Source organism: Bacillus sp. ISL-55, from assembly GCF_018613155.1.
In the GTDB taxonomy this organism is placed as follows: Bacteria; Bacillota; Bacilli; order Bacillales; family Cytobacillaceae; genus Mesobacillus.
In genome coordinates this window covers 148081-166425 of the sequence record NZ_JAGGQU010000013.1, presented here as the reverse complement: position 1 = coordinate 166425, position 18345 = coordinate 148081, and the positions used below count along the sequence as shown (strand labels likewise).

Genomic DNA, 18345 nt, shown 5'->3' with positions numbered 1-18345 from the left:
AATAACAATAAATTTTTATCTGAAATGGAGAAGGTGAAGTACATAATGTGTGGCTTTATCGGTTGTGTACATGAAAATGCACAGAAATTCAGCAGCGATGACAAGCAGCTGTTCAAAAATATGAATGACATCATCACCCACCGCGGGCCTGATGATGATGGATATTTCTATGATGAGCATATCCAATTCGGTTTCCGCCGTCTGAGCATCATTGACCTTGAGGCTGGCCATCAGCCATTGACGTATGAAAATGAGCGCTACTGGATCATTTTCAACGGAGAAATCTACAACTATCTTGAGCTTCGTGAAGAGTTGATTGAGGAAGGGCTTACCTTCGAAACTCATTCTGACACTGAAGTGATCATTGCTCTATACAGCTATTATAAAGAGCAGGCTGTCGACAAGCTGCGCGGAATGTTCGCGTTTGTCATTTGGGATAAAGAGGAGCAGACCCTTTACGGTGCGCGTGACCATTTCGGCATCAAGCCATTTTTCTACTTTGAAGATGAAAATCGTACATTCTTCGGGTCTGAAAAGAAGAGCATTTTGCTTGCGCTTGAGAATGATGTCCTCGATTATAAGGCACTGCAGCATTATTTGACTTATCAATTCGTACCAGAACCTAATACAATGTCCGAAGGCATTTACAAGCTTGAGCCAGGGCATTATTTTACAAAAAAAATCGGCTCACCGATGGAAATCAAGCGTTATTGGAAAGCGAGCTTCTCGCCAATCCACAAATCTGAGGATGAATTCACGAAGGAAATCAGGGATGTCCTGTTCGAATCGGTGAAAATCCACATGCGCAGCGATGTGCCGGTAGGTTCATTCCTTTCCGGCGGAATTGATTCTTCGATCATCGCGTCGATTGCGAAGCAATACCATCCTGGAATCAAGACTTTTTCTGTTGGATTTGAACAGAATGGCTTCAGCGAAATTGATGTCGCGAAGGAAACGGCTGATAAACTCGGTGTTGAAAATATCAGCTATGTGATCAGTCCGCAGGAATATATGGATGAACTTCCAAAAATCATGTGGCATATGGATGACCCGCTTGCGGATCCGGCTGCCATACCTTTGTACTTCGTTGCCCGGGAAGCAAGGAAACATGTAACGGTTGTTCTCTCTGGTGAAGGGGCGGATGAATTATTCGGCGGATACAATATCTACCGCGAACCGCAGGACCTTGAAATGTTCAACAAGATTCCCCAGGTCGGGAAAACGATGCTGAAGGGCATTTCGAAAATGATGCCAGAGGGCATGAGAGGAAAGAGCTTCATCGAACGCGGCGTAACGCCTATGGAAGAGCGTTACATTGGCAACGCGAAGATGTTCACTGAAAAAGAGAAGAGCGAACTGCTCCACGTTTATAATGGACAGTACGATTACAGGGATATCACGAAGCCTCTTTATCGCGAGAGCAGAGGCTATGATCCGGTTGATACCATGCAATATATTGATATCCACACTTGGATGCGCGGCGACATTCTACTGAAGGCTGATAAAATGACGATGGCTCATTCTTTGGAGCTTCGCGTACCATTCCTTGATAAGATTGTTTTCGAAACAGCTTCAAAGATCCCTACAAGCTTGAAAACAGCTAACAACACAACCAAGTACATTTTGCGTAAAGCGGCTGAAGGCGTTGTACCTGATCACGTTCTTACACGCAAAAAGCTTGGCTTCCCGGTGCCGATTCGCCACTGGCTGAAGAATGAAATGAACGAGTGGGCGAAGAACATCATCAAGGAAAGCAACACAGAGCATCTGATCAATAAGTCTTATTTATTGAAGCTATTGGATGACCACTGCCAGAACAAGGCTGACAACAGCCGCAAAATCTGGACAGTGCTGATGTTCATGATGTGGCATGATGTTTATGTCGAAAAAAAATACTCCTTCCAGAAGGAGTATGAGGCTCAGAAAGTTTTACAATCTTAAAAATCAGGGAAGGTAGGTAATTGCTTGCCTTCCCATCTGCACCCAGGCTTCCATGAAGTCTTTCATGGGTGCTTTTTTATTTTTTTCACCAGTTAACGGGTCGTTGAAATAAACGGAATTTTCATCATAGCCGGTAACCAATACCGAATGCTCTTTTGTTGTAACCTTTACTTCTCCATTAGGTGTATACCATGTTTGGAAAAAGCTATCGTCCAAGCTTTTATATTCAGTGTTCGTAATAATCCATACTGGCCGGTTATCTGATAAGTGGATTTTAAGTTCCTGGAATTCTGCGCCTGTAAGGTCCTTTATTTTCCCAGGAAGATATTGTTGCGCCAGTTCAGCAATCGGTTTGTGATAGACACCAAGACCTGGTTGAGTGTAGGTGTACATATTCCCGACAAAGCCTTCGTTTGGATCGCCAAAATAGATTTTGCCATTATGAAGCCGATATTCGGCCGGATTTTTCTTTACTTCCCTGGCTAGTGTCAGCTTGTCCACTTGAATACCCCGGTGCTGCAGGAGCATGGCGAGGCTTGTGACTTCACATCCTCTAGGAAGCTCAGGCATCTGCCAGATGACCGGAGCATCCAGGAGAATCTGGTTTTTTATAGGAATGATTTCAGGTTTATATTCTTCCATGATAGCAGCTGCCTGTCGTGGCGGACTTGGTTCAGGTTCATCAAGCCATTCCTTGACCGACTGGACAGCCTTGGCTACATGTGAAGCCTGAAGATTCTCGAGCAGGAAAGCACCAGCCACCAATGTAAAAACAAACATGAACATCAAGATGGATTTTATCATGCTATTTTGATTTCGGATTAACAGAAAAAACAAGACTAGCAGAGGTACAACAGCAGCAATTGATATATATAACATATCCACATCGATCACCTGGCCCGTCCGCATATTTTAAAAATTGCAGGGTATAATATATAAATTAATATCGGACTGATGCGGGATTTGTTTAATCAATCATTATTCTTTGTTTTGGAGATTTTTATAATATTGTCCTTTCTCGGCATACTCTCTTGAGATTCGCTCCATGTCACGGATGTCGTCTTCATTCAGCTCGCGGATGACCTTGGCCGGCCTCCCGAATGCAAGTGTGTTCGGCGGGATTTTTTTGCCTTGGGGTACGAGACTGCCAGCGCCTATGAAAGCACCTTCTCCGATTTCAGCCTGGTCGAGGATAATGGACCCCATCCCAATCAATGCTTTTTTCCGGATGATGCAGCTGTGGAGGATGACCTGGTGGCCAACAGTCACTTCATCCTCAAGAATCAAAGGATTATTAGGGCTCTGATGGAGGACAGAGTTATCCTGTATATTCACTTTATTGCCGATCATGGTGGGAGCGACGTCGCCGCGGATTGAGGTGTTGAACCAGACGCTCGATTCCTCGCCGATTTCGACATCCCCGCTAATCGTTACATAATCTGCAATAAACGCGGAATCCGCTATTTTAGGTGTCTTGCCTTTGTAAGGATAAATCATTTAATACACTCCTAAATAAAATTGTTTTTATCAGTGCTTTCATTTTTATTTTTTATTAATTATATATTATAGTTCTTTTAAAGAAAGAAAAAGTATTTGAGTGGGGGAATGGTCATGTGGAAATGGGAAGCTGACGGGGATGCGAAGGCAGTAATCGTTATGATTCACGGTGCCCTCGAGCATCACAGGCGATACGGGTGGCTGATTGAAGCTTGGCGCTCATCCGGATTTCATGTCATAATGGGTGATTTGCCTGGACAGGGCATGACAACAAGAGCGAACCGTGGCCATATTGATTCATTTGATGAATACATTTTGGCAGTGAAAGAATGGGTTGAGGCAGCCTATGAATTTGATTTGCCAGTTTTTTTGCTCGGCCATAGCATGGGAGGACTTATAGCGATCCGTATGCTGCAGGAGGAACGAGTCGAAATTGCCGGACTCATTTTGTCATCTCCATGTCTTGGTTTGGTCAAATATCCTTCTAAAATGCTGGATATGCTTTCGCATGGACTGAATGTACTAGTTCCTGCCATGAGGATGTCGCCAGGCCTGACGGTTGAAATGGCCACAAGAAATGAGGATGTGAGAGCTGTGGATGCAAATGACTCACTCTACCTTACCAAGGTATCAATCCGCTGGTACCGTGAACTTATCGCGGCAATGGATCAAGCCTTTGAAAGCATGAGTAAAGTCCAGGACGTTCCAACACTATTGGTGCAGGGCGGTGATGATCGGATTGTGGATAAACGCTCTGTGAAGGAATGGTTCAATAATGCTCCGCTCTCTGAAAAAAGATATAAAGAGTGGCCAAATTGCTTTCATGAGGTGTTCAACGAACCTGAACGCGAAGAGGTTTTTGACTACGCACACGATTTTGTCATCAGCCAACTCAAGGCAATTGGTTATGTTTATTAGATATTTGTTTTACATGGAAAGGATGAAAGTGTATACATGTTGATCCCATCAATGCCAATCAGTTTAATGTACCGTGTATACAAACAAGTCCTCCCTCAAGTACACAGGGAGCTGGCGTACTGGAAGAGCAGGGCAGAGGAAATCCCGAACCCGGAATTAAGGAAACAGGCACTGGCCAGCATCGAGCATAAAACCTTCCATTGCGAAGGAGGCGCGATTTTGAGCCTGACCGCGAAAAAGAATTACAAAAAAGCGATCCGTTTCATAGTTGCTTACCAGACGATCAGCGATTACCTGGATAATCTTTGTGACCGCAGTACATCATTGGATCCGGCCGATTTTGCTGCGCTGCATGAATCAATGGCAGACGCTTTGAATCTGGACCGCCAATTGAAAAATTATTATCGCGAGCGGGAAGACCAGAATGACGGAGGATATCTCATTGAGCTGGTGACTGTCTGCCGGGAAGTCCTGTCGGAGCTAGATTACTACCAGGATATCCAACAGCATTTGAGCGAGCTTTGTGACTATTATTGCGACTTGCAAATCCACAAACATGTCGAGGTAAAAGACCGCGTCCCAAGGCTGCAAACATGGTTTGACGGCCACCGTGACAACATTCCCGACATGGAGTGGTATGAATTCTCAGCGTGCACCGGCTCGACGCTCGGAATCTTTTGCCTTGTATCCTACGCGCTTCGCGATGATTTTAAACCTGAGTATGCTGACAGCATCCGCAACGGATATTTCCCTTACATACAAGGCCTTCATATCCTGCTCGATTATTTCATCGACCAGGAAGAAGACCGTGAAGGCGGCGATTTGAACTTTTGTTTTTATTATGAAAATGAAGAAGCTTTGTTTGAGCGGCTTCGACATTTCGTGGAAAACGCTGATCATCATACAGCCAAGCTTCCGCACCAAAGATTCCATAAACTGATCAACCGCGGCCTCCTCGGCGTCTACCTCTCTGATGAAAAAGTAAGGCGCCAGGAAAGAATAAGGAAGCTGGCCAGAGAAATGATCAAGACAGCCGGCCCCGTCAGCTACTTCTTTTATATAAATGGACGAGCTTATCGGTCATTGCAGAGGTGGGTTCCTTCAGGAGTGGTTAAGGCGTTTATAAAGTAGGATTGCAAGCCAGGGGAGCCCCCTGGTTTTTCTGTGTAATTGGTGGAAGCGGATATATTTAAGGTGTGATGGCTTTATCGTATCGGACACAACTGGAGAAAAGAGCAGTCAGTTTGTCCGATAGAACCCTTCTAACGGACACAAATGGAGAAAAGAGCGGTCGATTTGTCCGATAGAGCTCTTCTAACGGACACAAATGGAGAAAAGAGCGGTCAGTTTGTCCGATAGAGCCTTTCTAACGGACACAACTGGAGAAAAGAGCGGTCAGTTTGTCCGATAGAGCCCCTCTAACGGACACAAAAGGAGAAAAGAGCTGTCGTTTTGTCCGATAGAGCCCTTCTAACGGACACAAATGGAGAAAAGAGCGGTCAATCTGTCCGATAGAGCCCTTCTAACGGACACAAATGGAGAAAAGGGCGGTCAGTTTGTCCGATAGAGCCCTTCTAACGGACACAAAAGGAGAAAAGAGCGGTCAGTTTGTCCGATAGAGCCCTTCTAACGGACAAAACTGGAGAAAAGAGCAGTCAGTTTGTCCGATAGAGTGAACTAATAGTGTAGTTTGGATAAAGGTGAGGTGTTCATAAATCGTTTATAAGTAGATAAAAGGATCCTTCATAATGAAAGATCCTATCTCTTCTCAATCGCAATAATAAATGGAGGATTGTTTTTCTGGTTAAGAAATTTATATTCCAATACATGTGCAATATTTTGATCCAGTGATTTTACATAACGCAATAAATACTCCCGTTCTACCTTGCCTTCAGGATGCCCGTGGTAAATCACGATGACGATAATGCCTTCAGGTGCCATGATTTCCAGCAGTTGGTCGATGGCCGCGATGGTTGTCTCGGGGACAGTGACGATGTCCTTATCACCACCGGGTAGATAGCCTAAGTTGAACACGGCACCGGTAATTTTTCCGAAATGCAAAGGAGGGATGCATTCTGTGATGTTTTCATGTCCTGTATGGAACAGGGTGACCTGATCCTGCAGCTCATGTTCCCGAAGCTTTGTTTTGCAAGACATTAGTGCTTCATTCTGGATATCGAATCCGTAAATCCTGCCGGAAGGCCCGACCAGGTTGGCTAAAAATAATGTGTCATGCCCGTTGCCGACGGTCGCATCCACTGCGATGTCCCCTGGTTTCACGGCCAGTTCAAGAAGGTTCCTGGCAAATGGAAGGATCCGTTCAAGCTTCATTTTCAATCACCACTTTGTTCCCAGTATAAAATTTCCCCTGCCAGCTGTCGCGGCGCTTCAATTCTTTGTCAATCGAATTTAGTACTTCCCATTTATTGACGCTCCACATCGGCCCGACCATAAGCTCGATCGGCCCATCCCCGGTAATTCGGTGGATGATCATTTCAGGAGGCAGGATTTCCAGCTGGTCACAGACTAACTTGACATAGTCCTCAAAGCTAAGGAATTCAAGCAATCCTTTTTCGTATTGCTTGACCATCGGGGTGCCCTTCAACAAATGAAGAAGATGGATTTTGATCCCCTGCACATCGAGCTTCGCGACTTCTTGTGCGGTCTCCATCATCATTTCCGGAGTTTCCTGTGGCAGACCGTTGATAATATGCGAGCAAACCCTGATTCCATGCTTGCGGAGCTTGTCCACACCTTCTTTGTACGTTCTATAATCATGGGCGCGGTTGATTAAATTGGCGGTTTTTTCATGGACTGTCTGAAGACCGAGTTCAACCCATAAATACGTCCGCTCATTCAGCTCAGCCAAATATTCCACGACATCATCAGGAAGGCAGTCGGGTCTGGTTGCGATTGAAATCCCGACAACTCCTTCTTCGTTCAATACAGTTTCGTACTTCTCCCGCAGCACATCGACTGGGGCGTGTGTATTGGTGAAAGCCTGGAAATAGGCCATGTACTTGCCATCTTTCCATTTAGAATGCATTTTTTCTTTTATCTTTGCGAACTGTGTGCCGAGATCTTCTACTCTGTCACCGGCGAAATCACCTGAACCAGCTGCACTGCAAAACGTACAGCCGCCATGGGCTACCGTGCCATCGCGGTTCGGGCAATCGAATCCGCCATCAAGTGCCACCTTGAAAACCTTGTGGCCAAAATGGCTGCGCAAATGGTAATTCCAAGTATGGTAACGTTTATCGTCAGTAGCATAGTGAAAAGGGTTGGTCTGTTTCATGCCAGAAACCTCCTAAAGCCTGTCTGTCAAAAAAATGAATAATAAAAATTGTACCACTTAGACAACATGAATCCAATTGCAAAAAGATTACAATATGCACCCTAAATAATTGGCATCATTAAACATTGGCAAAATCGTGATAGGAAAATGTATTGTGAACAAAATAAAGAAGAAGCAGACTTTGCTTCAGCATCAAGTAAAGGAGGGGCTACTATTGGCAACACGTCAATCGGTTGACCAGTTACTTCAGCAATGTGAGGATGCAATCAATCTGGCCCAGGAACAATACAAGGATGCCGCTACTCAGCAGCATTATAATGACGGTAATTACACCAATGCACTGCATGCGCTCGAGGACGCTTATAATGATCTGGCCAAGCTCTCCTTCAGCGCAAACTCCCAGCAGCGCGAACAACTGCACAGAATGAGGCTTCAGCTGCAGCAAGTCCAAAACAATATGATTTTGCTTGATCACTAAACAGGAGGGGAAAATCTTGAAAAAGCGCTCAAAGCAGAATAATCCTGAACAAAAAACAAGGAACGGCATCAATAACCAGGATCTCGAGCTCGGAATGGACCATGATCCGGTAAAAAAAGCAAAGAAAAAATATGAACAAAGCGGCGGGCAGCCTGTAAAATCAAAATTCCATCCTGAACCAGAGCAATCTTCATAAATTTGTAACACCCTCACTTCCATTTTGGAAGTGAGGTTTTTTATTGATTTTGAAAAAGCCAATAGTATTTTTGCACCTGTTGATTGTAGTGGAAGGCGCGAAGACTCCTACGGGATCATGGGGCAGGGGGAGACCCCGCAGGAGTGAAACGACGAGGAGGCTCCCCGGACCACCCGTGGAAAGCGAAGCGCATGGAACGAAAATCAACAGCCTTGTTTATTCAACAAATACCCCCGTTCACAAATCGGATAAAACTCACGAAAATTCCGTGATTTATATCACAGAATGGGAGCTTTTAGAAATGGTTTAAATAAGGTAGACCCAAAAGGTCTTGAGGGAAGAAATTTCATTTTGGAAAAATCCTTAGCCAAAATAAATTGTCATTTTCAATGTAAGTTGTCTTGTGAAAATATTCACGAATTTGTCACATATAGAAAGGAGCCAATCAAATGAAAGTTGTGAAGTTCTTATCGGCCATCATTTTATTGTTCATATTCCAGCTGCCTGGTAAGGGGAGTGCTGAGACAAAATCAAATGTCCTGAATATGGAGGAGCTCACGATCCAGGTGATGCCAGAATATTCGTATCACCCAAAAGATAAGAAGAAGAATGCACCACTTTTGGTCGGCTATCATGGGGCATTGAAGAACAATGCAGAAGAAGCACAAAAAGGTCAGGTAGTCATCCCGCTGCCAATGGATGAAAAGAATTTCAGAATTGGTTTTGTTGCTGATTACTCCCGGGACCTGACTGAAATGAATGAAATTCAATATGAACTTGATCAGGATAACGGAACAATTTCCTGGGAAACGAGCGAGGAAATACAGCCGCAGGAAATCTACAAATTTGTGATTGAGTACTATACCGACAGCATCAAGGAAAAAGACGGCACTAAGACACTGACTTACGATTTTAAAAACTTCGCTGATATTGGTTTGTTCAACTTGATCTTCGTTGAGCCGCTTAATTCGGAAAGCTTTAAGCTGGAGCCTGCCTCAGAGCAGCATCAAAAAAATTCCTACAACATGAACATGTTCCTTTATCAAAGCCAGGGAATGAAGCCTGGTGATGAAAAGAATATCTCACTTGAATACAAACGAGCTGACGATAGGACGACAGCGGAAATTATGGAGGCAATGGCCGGGGATGCAAAGAAGGCCGGCACTGTAAAACAAAATGATGAAAAAATGCCTCTGTGGCTTGTCATTACAGTCGTTGGCAGTGTGACAATTTTTGCGGCAGTACTGTTGATTTTCATTATGAAGAAAAAGAAAGTAAAGCCGGTTAAAGCTGATGCTTTTAATGACTATGAAGCCAAAAAGTCAAAGCTCCGTGCCATGTTGGTAGAAGGAAGCATTACCGAAGCGGAATTCAACGAATTAATCAAAAAGCTGGGAGGTAGAAACTAATGTCCAAAAATAAAAAAATCGTGGTGGGGCTCAGCCTGGCAGCTGTGGCATTCGTGATCATGATGTTTTCGACAATGCCGAGCGCAGGGAGCAAGGAAATCACGATTGCCGACCTTAGCAAAAATGGTTCGAAATATGAAGGCGATTATATTATGACGCAGGGATTGCTCAATAAGGAATCCGTTGAATGGGACGCTGACAAACTGGAGCTCCGTTTCGAGATTTACGAGGAAGGCCAGGGAACGCTTCAGGTTTTCCATAAAGGCATTAAGCCGGATAACTTCTCAGAGGATGTCATCGTCCTCGTAGAAGGTTTTATCCAAAAAGACGGAGTGTTCGAAGCAGAAAAAGTCCAGACGAAATGCCCGACAAAATATGAAGGCGAAGACATGGAGAACTATGATACCGAAATGCATAAGGAAATGTACAAAAATGACAATCAGGAATAAAACAGATGGGTGGTTATCTGTATGTATCTAATTGGGAACATCTCAATCTACCTTGGCATTGTGATATCGCTTTATGGAATCATTGCCAATATCGTCGGAATTAAGAAGAAAAGCAGCAAGTGGATTGAAAGCGCAAGAGGCGCAGTACTTTCGCTGGCTTTTGTGGCAAGCATCGCATCCTTCCTGCTGCTCTACTTGCTTGGATCAAGCCAGTTCCAATATAAATATGTGGCTTCGTATACGAATGAGAGCTTGCCGATGGCTTATAAGTTAACAGCATTTTGGGCGGGTAACGCTGGATCCCTGCTGTTATGGGCTTTCCTTTTATCACTATACGCAGCAATGGTCGTTTTTTCAAAAGAAAAGAAGAACCCGATGATGCCGTATGTATCGAGCATTCTGATGGTGAACATCCTGTTCTTTTTCACCGTAATGGCACTTAATGTAAATCCATTTGAAATGACCGATAAAATTCCGGCAGATGGAAAAGGGCTCAACCCGATGCTGCAAAACCCGGGAATGATCCTGCACCCTGTAACGCTCTATATGGGCTATGTCGGATTGGCCGTTCCATTCGCATTCGGAATTGCGGCATTGATCCTGAAGAGGATGGATTCAGAGTGGATCAAGCTGACGAGAAGATGGACCTTGCTGGCTTGGCTGTTCCTGACGCTCGGCAATGTGATTGGCGGCTGGTGGGCATACCTTGAGTTAGGCTGGGGCGGCTACTGGGCATGGGACCCGGTTGAAAATGCCTCGTTCCTGCCATGGCTGACTGTATCGGCCTTCCTGCACTCTGTGATGATTCAGGAACGGAAAAACATGCTGAAGACGTGGAACGTAAGCTTAATCATTTTATCCTACATCCTGACACTGTTCGGGACCTTCCTTGTCAGAAGCGGTATTTTGACCAGTGTCCACGCGTTCGGTGACAGCAATTTGGGTACTTACTTCCTTGTTTTCATGGCCTTCATGATGTTGTTTTCTCTTTATATCGTGATGACAAGATACGGACTGTTAAAAAAAGACAGCAGCCCGATTGAAGCTTATTTTTCAAAAGAAAGCAGCTTCCTGCTGAACAACCTGATTCTTGTGGCTGCCGCTTTCGCCGTTTTCTGGGGAACAATGTACCCGCTGATTTCAGAAACTTTTACAGGGACAAAAGTTAATGTCGGCGCGCCATATTTTAATCAAGTGATGGCTCCGATCCTGCTGGTGCTGATTGTATTGATGGGCATCTGCCCGCTCATCGCCTGGCAAAAAGCGGTGTTCGAAAAGTTTATGAAAAATGCGCTTTGGCCGCTGGCAATGGGTGTTGTTACAGCAATCATCCTATTCGCTTTTGGCGTCAAGGGTATTTACGCGATTATCGGTCTATCAGCAACAAGCTTCATGTTCGGAACGCACTTGCTTGAATTCGCCAGAGGAATCAGTGCAAGACGAAAAGCTACAAAGGAAAATGTCTTGAAGGCTGCGTTCAAGCTGACGGTGAAAAATCAGCGCCGCTACGGCGGTTATATCGTCCATATCGGGATTGCTGTGATCGCGGTAGGTGTCATATCTTCGCACACTTACTCAACAGAAGTGCTGAAAACGGTAGATGCAGGAAACAGCATCAAGACTGGGGATTATAGCTTGAAATTCAATGAACTGACCGAACATACGAAAAACGGAAATGGAATAGTGGTGGCCGATATCGATGTGACGTATAAGGGCAAGGACATTGGCAAAATAAAGCCCGTAAAGATTTTCTACGAAACATGGCCTGAACCATCAACAGAGGTAGCAATCAAGACGAATTGGAGCCAGGACTTATACGTCGTGCTCAGTTCCTGGGAGAACAAAGACAAAGTGACATTCATGGTTAAAGTGAATCCATTCGTAAGCTGGATTTGGATGGGCGGGATTATTATGGTGATCGGAACAGCGTTCGCCCTCATAGGCGGCAGGCCGACAACATCCCGCTACCAAATCAATAAAGGCATTTCGAGAGTGGGAGGGTGAAGAAGATGAATAAGAAAATTCTCATAACAACACTCCTTTTGCTGATTGTGATTCCTGGCATGACAACAGCCTTCACCTATAACTCTAAGGAGTTCAAGCACATCATCGGACAGCTTGATATGCAGGGCCATGCTGACCATGAACTATCCACTTGCTCAGTAAAAAAAATCTACTACGATGAAGTGGTCGAGATGCTGAACGGCGGCAAAACAGAGCCGGAAATCATCCAGTCCTATGTTGATGAATACGGGCAGGCAGCATTAAGAACTCCGGGCGGCGGCACAAGTGGCTGGATTGCCTGGGGGATGCCAGCTGCTGGAGTTGGCATCGGCAGCGTAATTGTCGGTGTCTGGCTCAGGAAATTGACAGTCAAGAAGGCAGAAACAAAGCTTGAGGCGACTAAAGCTTGGAATTCGGAAGTGGAGAAAGAAATTGCGGCAAAAACATTTGACGAAGAGCGCCGGAAGCTTTTCTAGGAGCTGATCAAAATGGATTATCTATTTTTAATAATTGGTTCACTTGTAATCATTACTTGCTTTTACTTCATTATTTCACCTTTCTTTCAAGCTGGCGAGATGCCGGCTGAGGAAATGGACACAGAGGGGGAAAAGCTGACGCTTGAGCAAGTTTACAGCGCTGTGAATGAGCTGGAGATGGACTTCTTAATGAAGAAAATCACTCGTGAGGATTTTGAAAAATTGAAAGAGGATTACCAATTGCTCGCGGCCGAGATGTTAAAGGAAGAATTGCAAGGGCGCAAGGCAAAACATCTTCCAGAGAGCAAAAAGAAGATAAAGGATGCCGAAGCAGAGGCGGAAATTCTTAGAGAACTGAAAAAGCTTCGCCAGCAGAAGGGGTGATCAGTATGGCGCCAGCCTACCATCCTGAATGGCTTGTGAAATTCTGGCTCAGTACTCCGGGGTTGAACATGGTGAATCCACACTATTTGCTGATATTTTTAACTGCTGTCCTTATTGTTGTCTGGTTTTTACGAAAACGGAGGAAGCCCGCAGAGGACAGTATCAGTGAGGAAGACCAGTTATTCAGACACCTTCTCCATAGGAAAAAAGTGATTGAAGGGGAGCTCGTGGGACTTGAAGCAAGGCTATCGGCAGCAGAAATCACCGAGGAGAATTTTAACAAGATGAAGCTTGATTACCAGAGCCATCTCGCCGAGGTAGAAAAAGAACTGAAACAATACACTTAACGAAAGAGTTGGGGACCATGCTGGAACTGAAGAAAATGACCAAAATGCTGGGAGACAAAATCGTTTTAAGGAATATCACCCTTTCATTGGAAAAAGGAGAGATTCTAGCAGTGATTGGCCCGAACGGAGCAGGGAAGAGTACCTTCTTTAAATGCACGGTCGGACTCCTGCAGCCAACGAGCGGGGAAATTTACCTGGACGGTGAACTCGTTAAGAAAAATTCACCACAGGTAAAACAGCGGATTGGATTTCTGGGTCATGAATCATTTCTTTACAACAATCTGTCCCCGCTTGAGAATCTCAAATTTTACGGGAAGCTATACAAAGTAAAGGATCTTGACAGGAAAGCCAATGAGCTTTTGAAGGAAGTGGGGCTCTATCTTTTTCGCGATATGCCCATTCGCTCCTTTTCAAGAGGGATGATGCAAAGACTGGCCATCGCCAGGGTGCTGCTTCCAGACCCTGATATCCTGATGCTCGATGAGCCGCACACCGGTCTTGATCAGGAGGCTGTGACCCTGCTTAATAACATTATTAAACACAAACGGGACAGCGGGACCTCAATCCTGATCATCTCTCATGATTTTGAGCAGGTGCATGCGCTTGCTGACAGGGCGGCTGTGCTGAAAAAAGGGAAAATCGTCTCAACAATGCGCCTTGGAGAAGAAGTAAGCCTCGCAGAGATGAAAACCTGGTATGAAGCAGAGGTGAAGGGCTCGTGATTTCAATCATTAAAGATGCGTGGACGATCGCAAGCAAAGACCTGAGCAATGAGATCAAAACAAAGCAGACAATTGGTATGATGGTCATCTTCTCAAGTCTCGTCGTCCTGATCTTCAGCTTTGCGTTCGATCCGACAAACAATATGGTAAAGGCCGTCATTCCAGGGCTCGTCTGGCTGATTACCGTGTTTTCCGGAATTCTCGGACTGAATCGTTCCTTTCTTTCTGAGCACGAAAACGATGCTCTGACAGGATTGCGTTCGGCTCCAATCGACCCTTCGAGCATCTATCTTGGAAAGGTTTTGGCGAACTTCATCCTCGTTACGGCAGTACAGCTGGTCAGCATTCCAGTCTTGTTCCTGCTGTTCGACTACCGCTTTTTTGGAAAAGTAAGCTGGTTTATCGTTGTGGTCATCATCGGCACTCTCGGTTTCATCATCGTCGGGACCTTCCTGGCTGCGCTATCAGCAAATGCCAAGAACAGCGAGATGCTTTTGCCGGTTTTGCTGCTGCCGCTGCTAAGTCCGTTGCTGATCGCCGGGGTCCAGGCAACGAGGATCATTCTTGAAAATGAAATGATTGCAGATGCAGCTTCATGGATCAGGCTGATGGCTGCTTACGATTTATTGTTCCTGGCTGCTTGCTTTTTCTTATTCGAATTTATTATGGAGGGATCTTGATGAAAAAGAATACTGGCATTATCGACCGGCTGTTGCTGTTTACGTTGATTCCGACAGTTTTTATCGCGCTTTATCTGATTTTTATATGGTCGCCTGTTGAAAGGATAATGGGCGCTTCACAGAAAATTTTCTACTTTCATGTGGGCAGTGCCTGGGTAGCCTTTCTGGCCTTTGGAGTCGTTGGCTATTACAGCGTGAGAGTGCTGATCAAACCTAGACTTCAGCATCATATCAATGCCGGAATCTCCGCTGAAATTGGTGTTCTTTTCACAACGATTACACTGATTACCGGTATGATCTGGGGAAAATCAAGCTGGAATACATGGTGGACTTGGGAACCGCGTCTAGCGACAACCCTGATACTATGGTTCATCTATGTTGCTTATCTGTTTGTCCGCAAGATGGACGGCTCAATGGAAAAAATTGCGAGACTATCAGCTGTTTTTGGCATCATTGGCGTCATCAATGTCCCGATTGTTTTCATGGCCATCCGCTGGTGGAACACGAAGCTGCATCCGGTTGTGTTCGGTGAAGGCAAAAACCAGTCAGGCGGCGGAGTCGAACCAGATATGCTGGTCGCATTGCTGTTCTCGATTTTTACGATTACCGTGCTGTATGCGTTCCTGATGCGCAAGGGGATTGAAATTGAAAAAATGAGGCACATCGTCAAAAAGGCAAAGTCAAAAGCAATCGAAAAGCTTGCAGGCTAATTACTAAGGAGGAATGGAAAATGACTTACTTATTCATGGCTTACTCAGTTATTTGGACGTTGATCGCGGGTTATGTAGTAGTGCTTGGCCGCCGGCAGAAGCAGCTGAAAAAAGAGCTTGAACTACTTGAAGAATGGAACTCAGATTTTTAAAAAAGCGGGTGAATAGAATGGGCAAAAAGATTGTTCCGATCATTGTCATCGCTGCCGTCATCGGAGTTCTCGGCTTTTTGGTCAGCGGACTGGGAGGAAAAGCATCGGCCCAGCCTGGTGACCAGTCGATTGATTTTGAACTGCAGGATATTGACGGCAATACTTATAAACTTTCTGATTTTAAAGGCCAGCCGGTCGTCCTGAATTTTTTCGCGACATGGTGTGCGCCATGCATTGATGAAGCTCCTGAACTGGAAGCGTTCGGCAAAGAGTATAAGGATGCAAAGCTGCTGATCCTCGCCAAAGGCGAATCGAAAAAACGGATGGAAAAATACATCTCGGAAAGCGGTTCTGACCTTACGTATCTTTTAGATACAAAAGAAGACATTTCAAAAGATTACAATGTCATCGGCCAGCCCGAGACGATCATCATCGACGGAAACGGAGTCATTGTTGAACGTTTCTCAGGACCGACAACGAAGGACGATTTGATCAAACTGATCCAGGAAATGGTTTCACCTTAACCTTGGTTAAAGCACATCCGTGTTTTAATAAAGCTGTTTTCGACCATGCAAAACAGCTTTTGGTAGATTGCGAGAATCCGCTTTAAGGGAGGTGAAAAAGATGCTGAAAAAGCTACTGGGAATAGACAAAAAGATGCTGTTATTCATTGGCGTATTTGCTGGAATCATTGTTTCTGTCGTCACTGTCAAAACGCTTGCTTATACGGATTCACCTGAATTTTGCTCGAGCTGCCATATCATGACAGAAGTCCATGACTCGTTCTCTGATTCCAACCACGCCGGCCTTGCCTGCGGCGACTGCCATTTGCCGCATGAAAACATGGTCAAGAAGTACACGTATAAGGCAAAGGCGGGCATGACCCACGTGTACTACAATACGCTTGGAGAAGCAAAAATCCCGAAGGTGCTCCACGCAACAGAAAGCTCTGACGAAGTCATCAATGAGAACTGCATCAGCTGCCATGAAAACACACTGGAAAATGTATCGCATGATGCAAAGGACAGCTGTTCAAGCTGCCACCAGGCAGTGCCGCACGGCAAGGGCTTCAAGACAGAGGATTATTTTAAACCGCCGAAACCAGGCGAGCTTTTAGAAAATAAAGGAGGTACGATGAACAATGGCTAGAAATTTCCGCTGGGCACTCTTGCTCCTTGCGGCTGTCATGCTCATCATTACTGGATGCTCCGGCTCAGAGGAAGAAGCAACCTCGGCAAGCGAGCTGAAAACGGGGCTGAGCAAAGATGAAATCAGCAATGAGGCCTTCAAGGACCTTTTCCCGCTGCAATATGACAGCTACAAGCAAAATGAAAAAATGGAAGATACGAAGTACAGCGGTTCCGTCAAACGAAGCAAGTTCGACCATGATAAGGAACCCTATCTGCCAGTCCTTTTTAACGGCTATGGCTTTGCGACTGAGTACAACGAGGATCGCGGCCATATCTATGCGAATGAGGATGTCCGGGCGATTGCGCGTATCACTGATAAATCAATTGGTTCATGCTTAACTTGTAAATCGACTGCTGTTCCTCACATGATCGAGGAAATGGGGGATGATTACTGGGGAGGCAATTTTAATGAAGATATCTGGCCAAAAGCAGAAGCGATGGGCCATTCACCAATCGGCTGCTCAGACTGCCATGATCCACAGACAATGGACTTGAGAGTAACCCGTCCAAGCTTTATCAAGGGAATGGAATCACAGGGAATCGACATGTCCAACCCAACGAAGAATGATATGAGGAACTATGTTTGCGGACAATGCCACGTAGAGTACTATTTTGCTGCAGATAACGGAGAAGTAACTTATCCTTGGGCTAATGGCTTTGAGCCTGAAAATATGTACGAATACTATGAAACTACTGCTAAGGAGCAAGGGTTTGAGAAGGACTGGGTCCACAATGTTTCAGGGACGCCAATGCTAAAAGCACAGCATCCTGACTTTGAGACTCATATCGAGGGTCCTCATGGTGAAGCAGGAGTTACATGTTCAGACTGTCACATGCCATATGACAGGGTAGACGGCAAAAAGAAAATCAGCTCACACTGGTGGACTTCACCGCTTAAGACCATGGATCAATCATGCGCAACCTGCCATACCAACAGGGATATGGATGAACTGAAAGAGCGTGTAATCGGTATCCAGGATAAACATATGGAAGCACTTCATAAAGCTGAGGATATTTCGATTACATCACACTATTACGTAAATAAGATGATTACTTCTGGCGTAAGTGACGAGAAAATCAAGCAAGCTCAGGAGCATATCAGAAAAGGACAATGGTTCTGGGATATCGTTGCAGCTGAGAGTGCAGCAGGATTCCATAATCCGCAGGGAGCAATGGATTCATTAAGGGTATCGATTGAAGAGTCGAATGAGGCGATCAATCTTGCCATCGAGGAATTGACCAAGAAAGGTGTAAATCTGGAAGAGGTTAAAATAGAGATTGAAAAAGTGAAGAAGGCTGTTTTCGACGAAAAAGATAACTTCAAGAAGAAAGAGAAAGCAGTGAACAGTTACTTCCCGGCACAACAGCCAGCTCCAAAAAAATAAAGAATAGTAAATTTAGAGAAAAGATAAATATGAAAACACTGTGCAAATGGTAGTTTGTACGGTGTTTTCTTTAGTTTTGCAGAAAACCGGTTGAGTGTCAATATTCCCGGAA

The 18345-nt window shown here is 45.0% G+C and carries 23 protein-coding genes; 19 read left to right on the top strand and 4 right to left on the bottom strand.

Going from position 1 to position 18345, the window contains the following annotated elements; all coding sequences use genetic code 11:
- Positions 1-45 precede the first annotated feature (45 nt).
- Entirely contained in the window at positions 46-1941 is a 1896-nt protein-coding gene (asnB, locus tag J7E32_RS08195) for an asparagine synthase (glutamine-hydrolyzing) (RefSeq protein ID WP_214906334.1), read from the top strand.
- A 3-nt stretch (positions 1942-1944) separates the two neighbouring features.
- On the opposite strand, the gene J7E32_RS08190 is transcribed toward asnB, so the two are convergent.
- On the bottom strand, positions 1945-2820 hold the full coding sequence (locus J7E32_RS08190; RefSeq protein ID WP_214906331.1) for a C39 family peptidase: 876 nt from the start codon (positions 2818-2820) through the stop codon (positions 1945-1947).
- A 99-nt stretch (positions 2821-2919) separates the two neighbouring features.
- Complete coding sequence (locus J7E32_RS08185) at positions 2920-3438, bottom strand: gamma carbonic anhydrase (protein WP_214906218.1); 519 nt, start codon at positions 3436-3438, stop codon at positions 2920-2922.
- Positions 3439-3552: 114 nt separating this feature from the next.
- Between J7E32_RS08185 and J7E32_RS08180 the strand changes: the two genes are divergently transcribed.
- Positions 3553-4356, top strand: coding sequence for an alpha/beta hydrolase (locus J7E32_RS08180; protein WP_214906215.1), 804 nt, complete (start codon positions 3553-3555; stop codon positions 4354-4356).
- Between the two features lie 36 nt (positions 4357-4392).
- Positions 4393-5487 (top strand): tetraprenyl-beta-curcumene synthase family protein, encoded by a 1095-nt coding sequence (locus J7E32_RS08175; RefSeq protein WP_214906213.1) that lies wholly within the window; start codon positions 4393-4395, stop codon positions 5485-5487.
- Between the two features lie 627 nt (positions 5488-6114).
- Here J7E32_RS08175 and mnmM read toward each other — a convergent pair.
- Both mnmM and mnmL read right to left on the bottom strand, forming a co-directional pair.
- Complete coding sequence (gene mnmM, locus J7E32_RS08170) at positions 6115-6687, bottom strand: tRNA 5-(aminomethyl)-2-thiouridylate-methyltransferase MnmM (protein WP_214906209.1); 573 nt, start codon at positions 6685-6687, stop codon at positions 6115-6117.
- Positions 6677-7651: a tRNA modification radical SAM protein MnmL/YtqA gene (gene mnmL / locus J7E32_RS08165; RefSeq protein ID WP_214906206.1), complete on the bottom strand. Its 975-nt coding sequence runs from the start codon at positions 7649-7651 to the stop codon at positions 6677-6679. The genes mnmM and mnmL overlap by 11 nt, the downstream gene beginning before the upstream one ends.
- Positions 7652-7865: 214 nt before the next feature.
- On the opposite strand from mnmL, the gene J7E32_RS08160 reads away from it, so the two are divergent.
- The 16 genes from J7E32_RS08160 to J7E32_RS08085 all read left to right on the top strand — a co-directional run bounded on the left by J7E32_RS08160 (position 7866) and on the right by J7E32_RS08085 (position 18233).
- Entirely contained in the window at positions 7866-8129 is a 264-nt protein-coding gene (locus J7E32_RS08160; protein WP_214906203.1) for a YtzC family protein, read from the top strand.
- A gap of 16 nt (positions 8130-8145) precedes the next feature.
- On the top strand, positions 8146-8325 hold the full coding sequence (locus tag J7E32_RS08155) for a glycogen biosynthesis protein GlgD (protein ID WP_214906200.1): 180 nt from the start codon (positions 8146-8148) through the stop codon (positions 8323-8325).
- Positions 8326-8368: 43 nt separating this feature from the next.
- On the top strand, positions 8369-8635 hold the full coding sequence (locus J7E32_RS08150) for a hypothetical protein (protein WP_214906198.1): 267 nt from the start codon (positions 8369-8371) through the stop codon (positions 8633-8635).
- 139 nt (positions 8636-8774) lie between these two features.
- Positions 8775-9734, top strand: coding sequence for a hypothetical protein (locus J7E32_RS08145; RefSeq protein ID WP_214906195.1), 960 nt, complete (start codon positions 8775-8777; stop codon positions 9732-9734).
- Positions 9734-10183 carry a cytochrome c maturation protein CcmE gene (locus J7E32_RS08140; protein ID WP_214906192.1) on the top strand — a complete coding sequence of 150 codons (450 nt, stop codon included), beginning with the start codon at positions 9734-9736 and terminating at the stop codon, positions 10181-10183. The genes J7E32_RS08145 and J7E32_RS08140 overlap by 1 nt, the downstream gene beginning before the upstream one ends.
- A 21-nt stretch (positions 10184-10204) precedes the next feature.
- Positions 10205-12187: a heme lyase CcmF/NrfE family subunit gene (locus J7E32_RS08135; protein ID WP_214906189.1), complete on the top strand. Its 1983-nt coding sequence runs from the start codon at positions 10205-10207 to the stop codon at positions 12185-12187.
- A gap of 5 nt (positions 12188-12192) precedes the next feature.
- The gene (locus J7E32_RS08130) at positions 12193-12663 is read left to right on the top strand and encodes a cytochrome c-type biogenesis protein CcmH (protein WP_214906186.1); all 471 of its coding nucleotides are present in this window, start codon (positions 12193-12195) and stop codon (positions 12661-12663) included.
- Positions 12664-12675: 12 nt separating this feature from the next.
- Complete coding sequence (locus J7E32_RS08125) at positions 12676-13047, top strand: hypothetical protein (protein ID WP_214906183.1); 372 nt, start codon at positions 12676-12678, stop codon at positions 13045-13047.
- A 5-nt stretch (positions 13048-13052) separates the two neighbouring features.
- Entirely contained in the window at positions 13053-13394 is a 342-nt protein-coding gene (locus J7E32_RS08120; protein ID WP_214906181.1) for a hypothetical protein, read from the top strand.
- Positions 13395-13411: 17 nt separating this feature from the next.
- Positions 13412-14116 (top strand): heme ABC exporter ATP-binding protein CcmA, encoded by a 705-nt coding sequence (gene ccmA, locus J7E32_RS08115; protein ID WP_214906178.1) that lies wholly within the window; start codon positions 13412-13414, stop codon positions 14114-14116.
- Entirely contained in the window at positions 14113-14796 is a 684-nt protein-coding gene (locus tag J7E32_RS08110) for a heme exporter protein CcmB (RefSeq protein ID WP_214906175.1), read from the top strand. Before ccmA ends, J7E32_RS08110 begins: the two co-directional genes overlap by 4 nt.
- Complete coding sequence (locus J7E32_RS08105) at positions 14796-15506, top strand: cytochrome c biogenesis protein (protein WP_286182888.1); 711 nt, start codon at positions 14796-14798, stop codon at positions 15504-15506. The genes J7E32_RS08110 and J7E32_RS08105 overlap by 1 nt, the downstream gene beginning before the upstream one ends.
- A 20-nt stretch (positions 15507-15526) precedes the next feature.
- Positions 15527-15658 (top strand): CcmD family protein, encoded by a 132-nt coding sequence (locus tag J7E32_RS08100; RefSeq protein ID WP_023626909.1) that lies wholly within the window; start codon positions 15527-15529, stop codon positions 15656-15658.
- 17 nt (positions 15659-15675) lie between these two features.
- Positions 15676-16182 carry a TlpA family protein disulfide reductase gene (locus J7E32_RS08095; RefSeq protein WP_214906172.1) on the top strand — a complete coding sequence of 169 codons (507 nt, stop codon included), beginning with the start codon at positions 15676-15678 and terminating at the stop codon, positions 16180-16182.
- Positions 16183-16282: 100 nt separating this feature from the next.
- Positions 16283-16807 carry a cytochrome c3 family protein gene (locus J7E32_RS08090; protein ID WP_214906169.1) on the top strand — a complete coding sequence of 175 codons (525 nt, stop codon included), beginning with the start codon at positions 16283-16285 and terminating at the stop codon, positions 16805-16807.
- Complete coding sequence (locus J7E32_RS08085; RefSeq protein WP_214906167.1) at positions 16800-18233, top strand: ammonia-forming cytochrome c nitrite reductase subunit c552; 1434 nt, start codon at positions 16800-16802, stop codon at positions 18231-18233. The genes J7E32_RS08090 and J7E32_RS08085 overlap by 8 nt, the downstream gene beginning before the upstream one ends.
- Positions 18234-18345 lie beyond the last annotated feature (112 nt).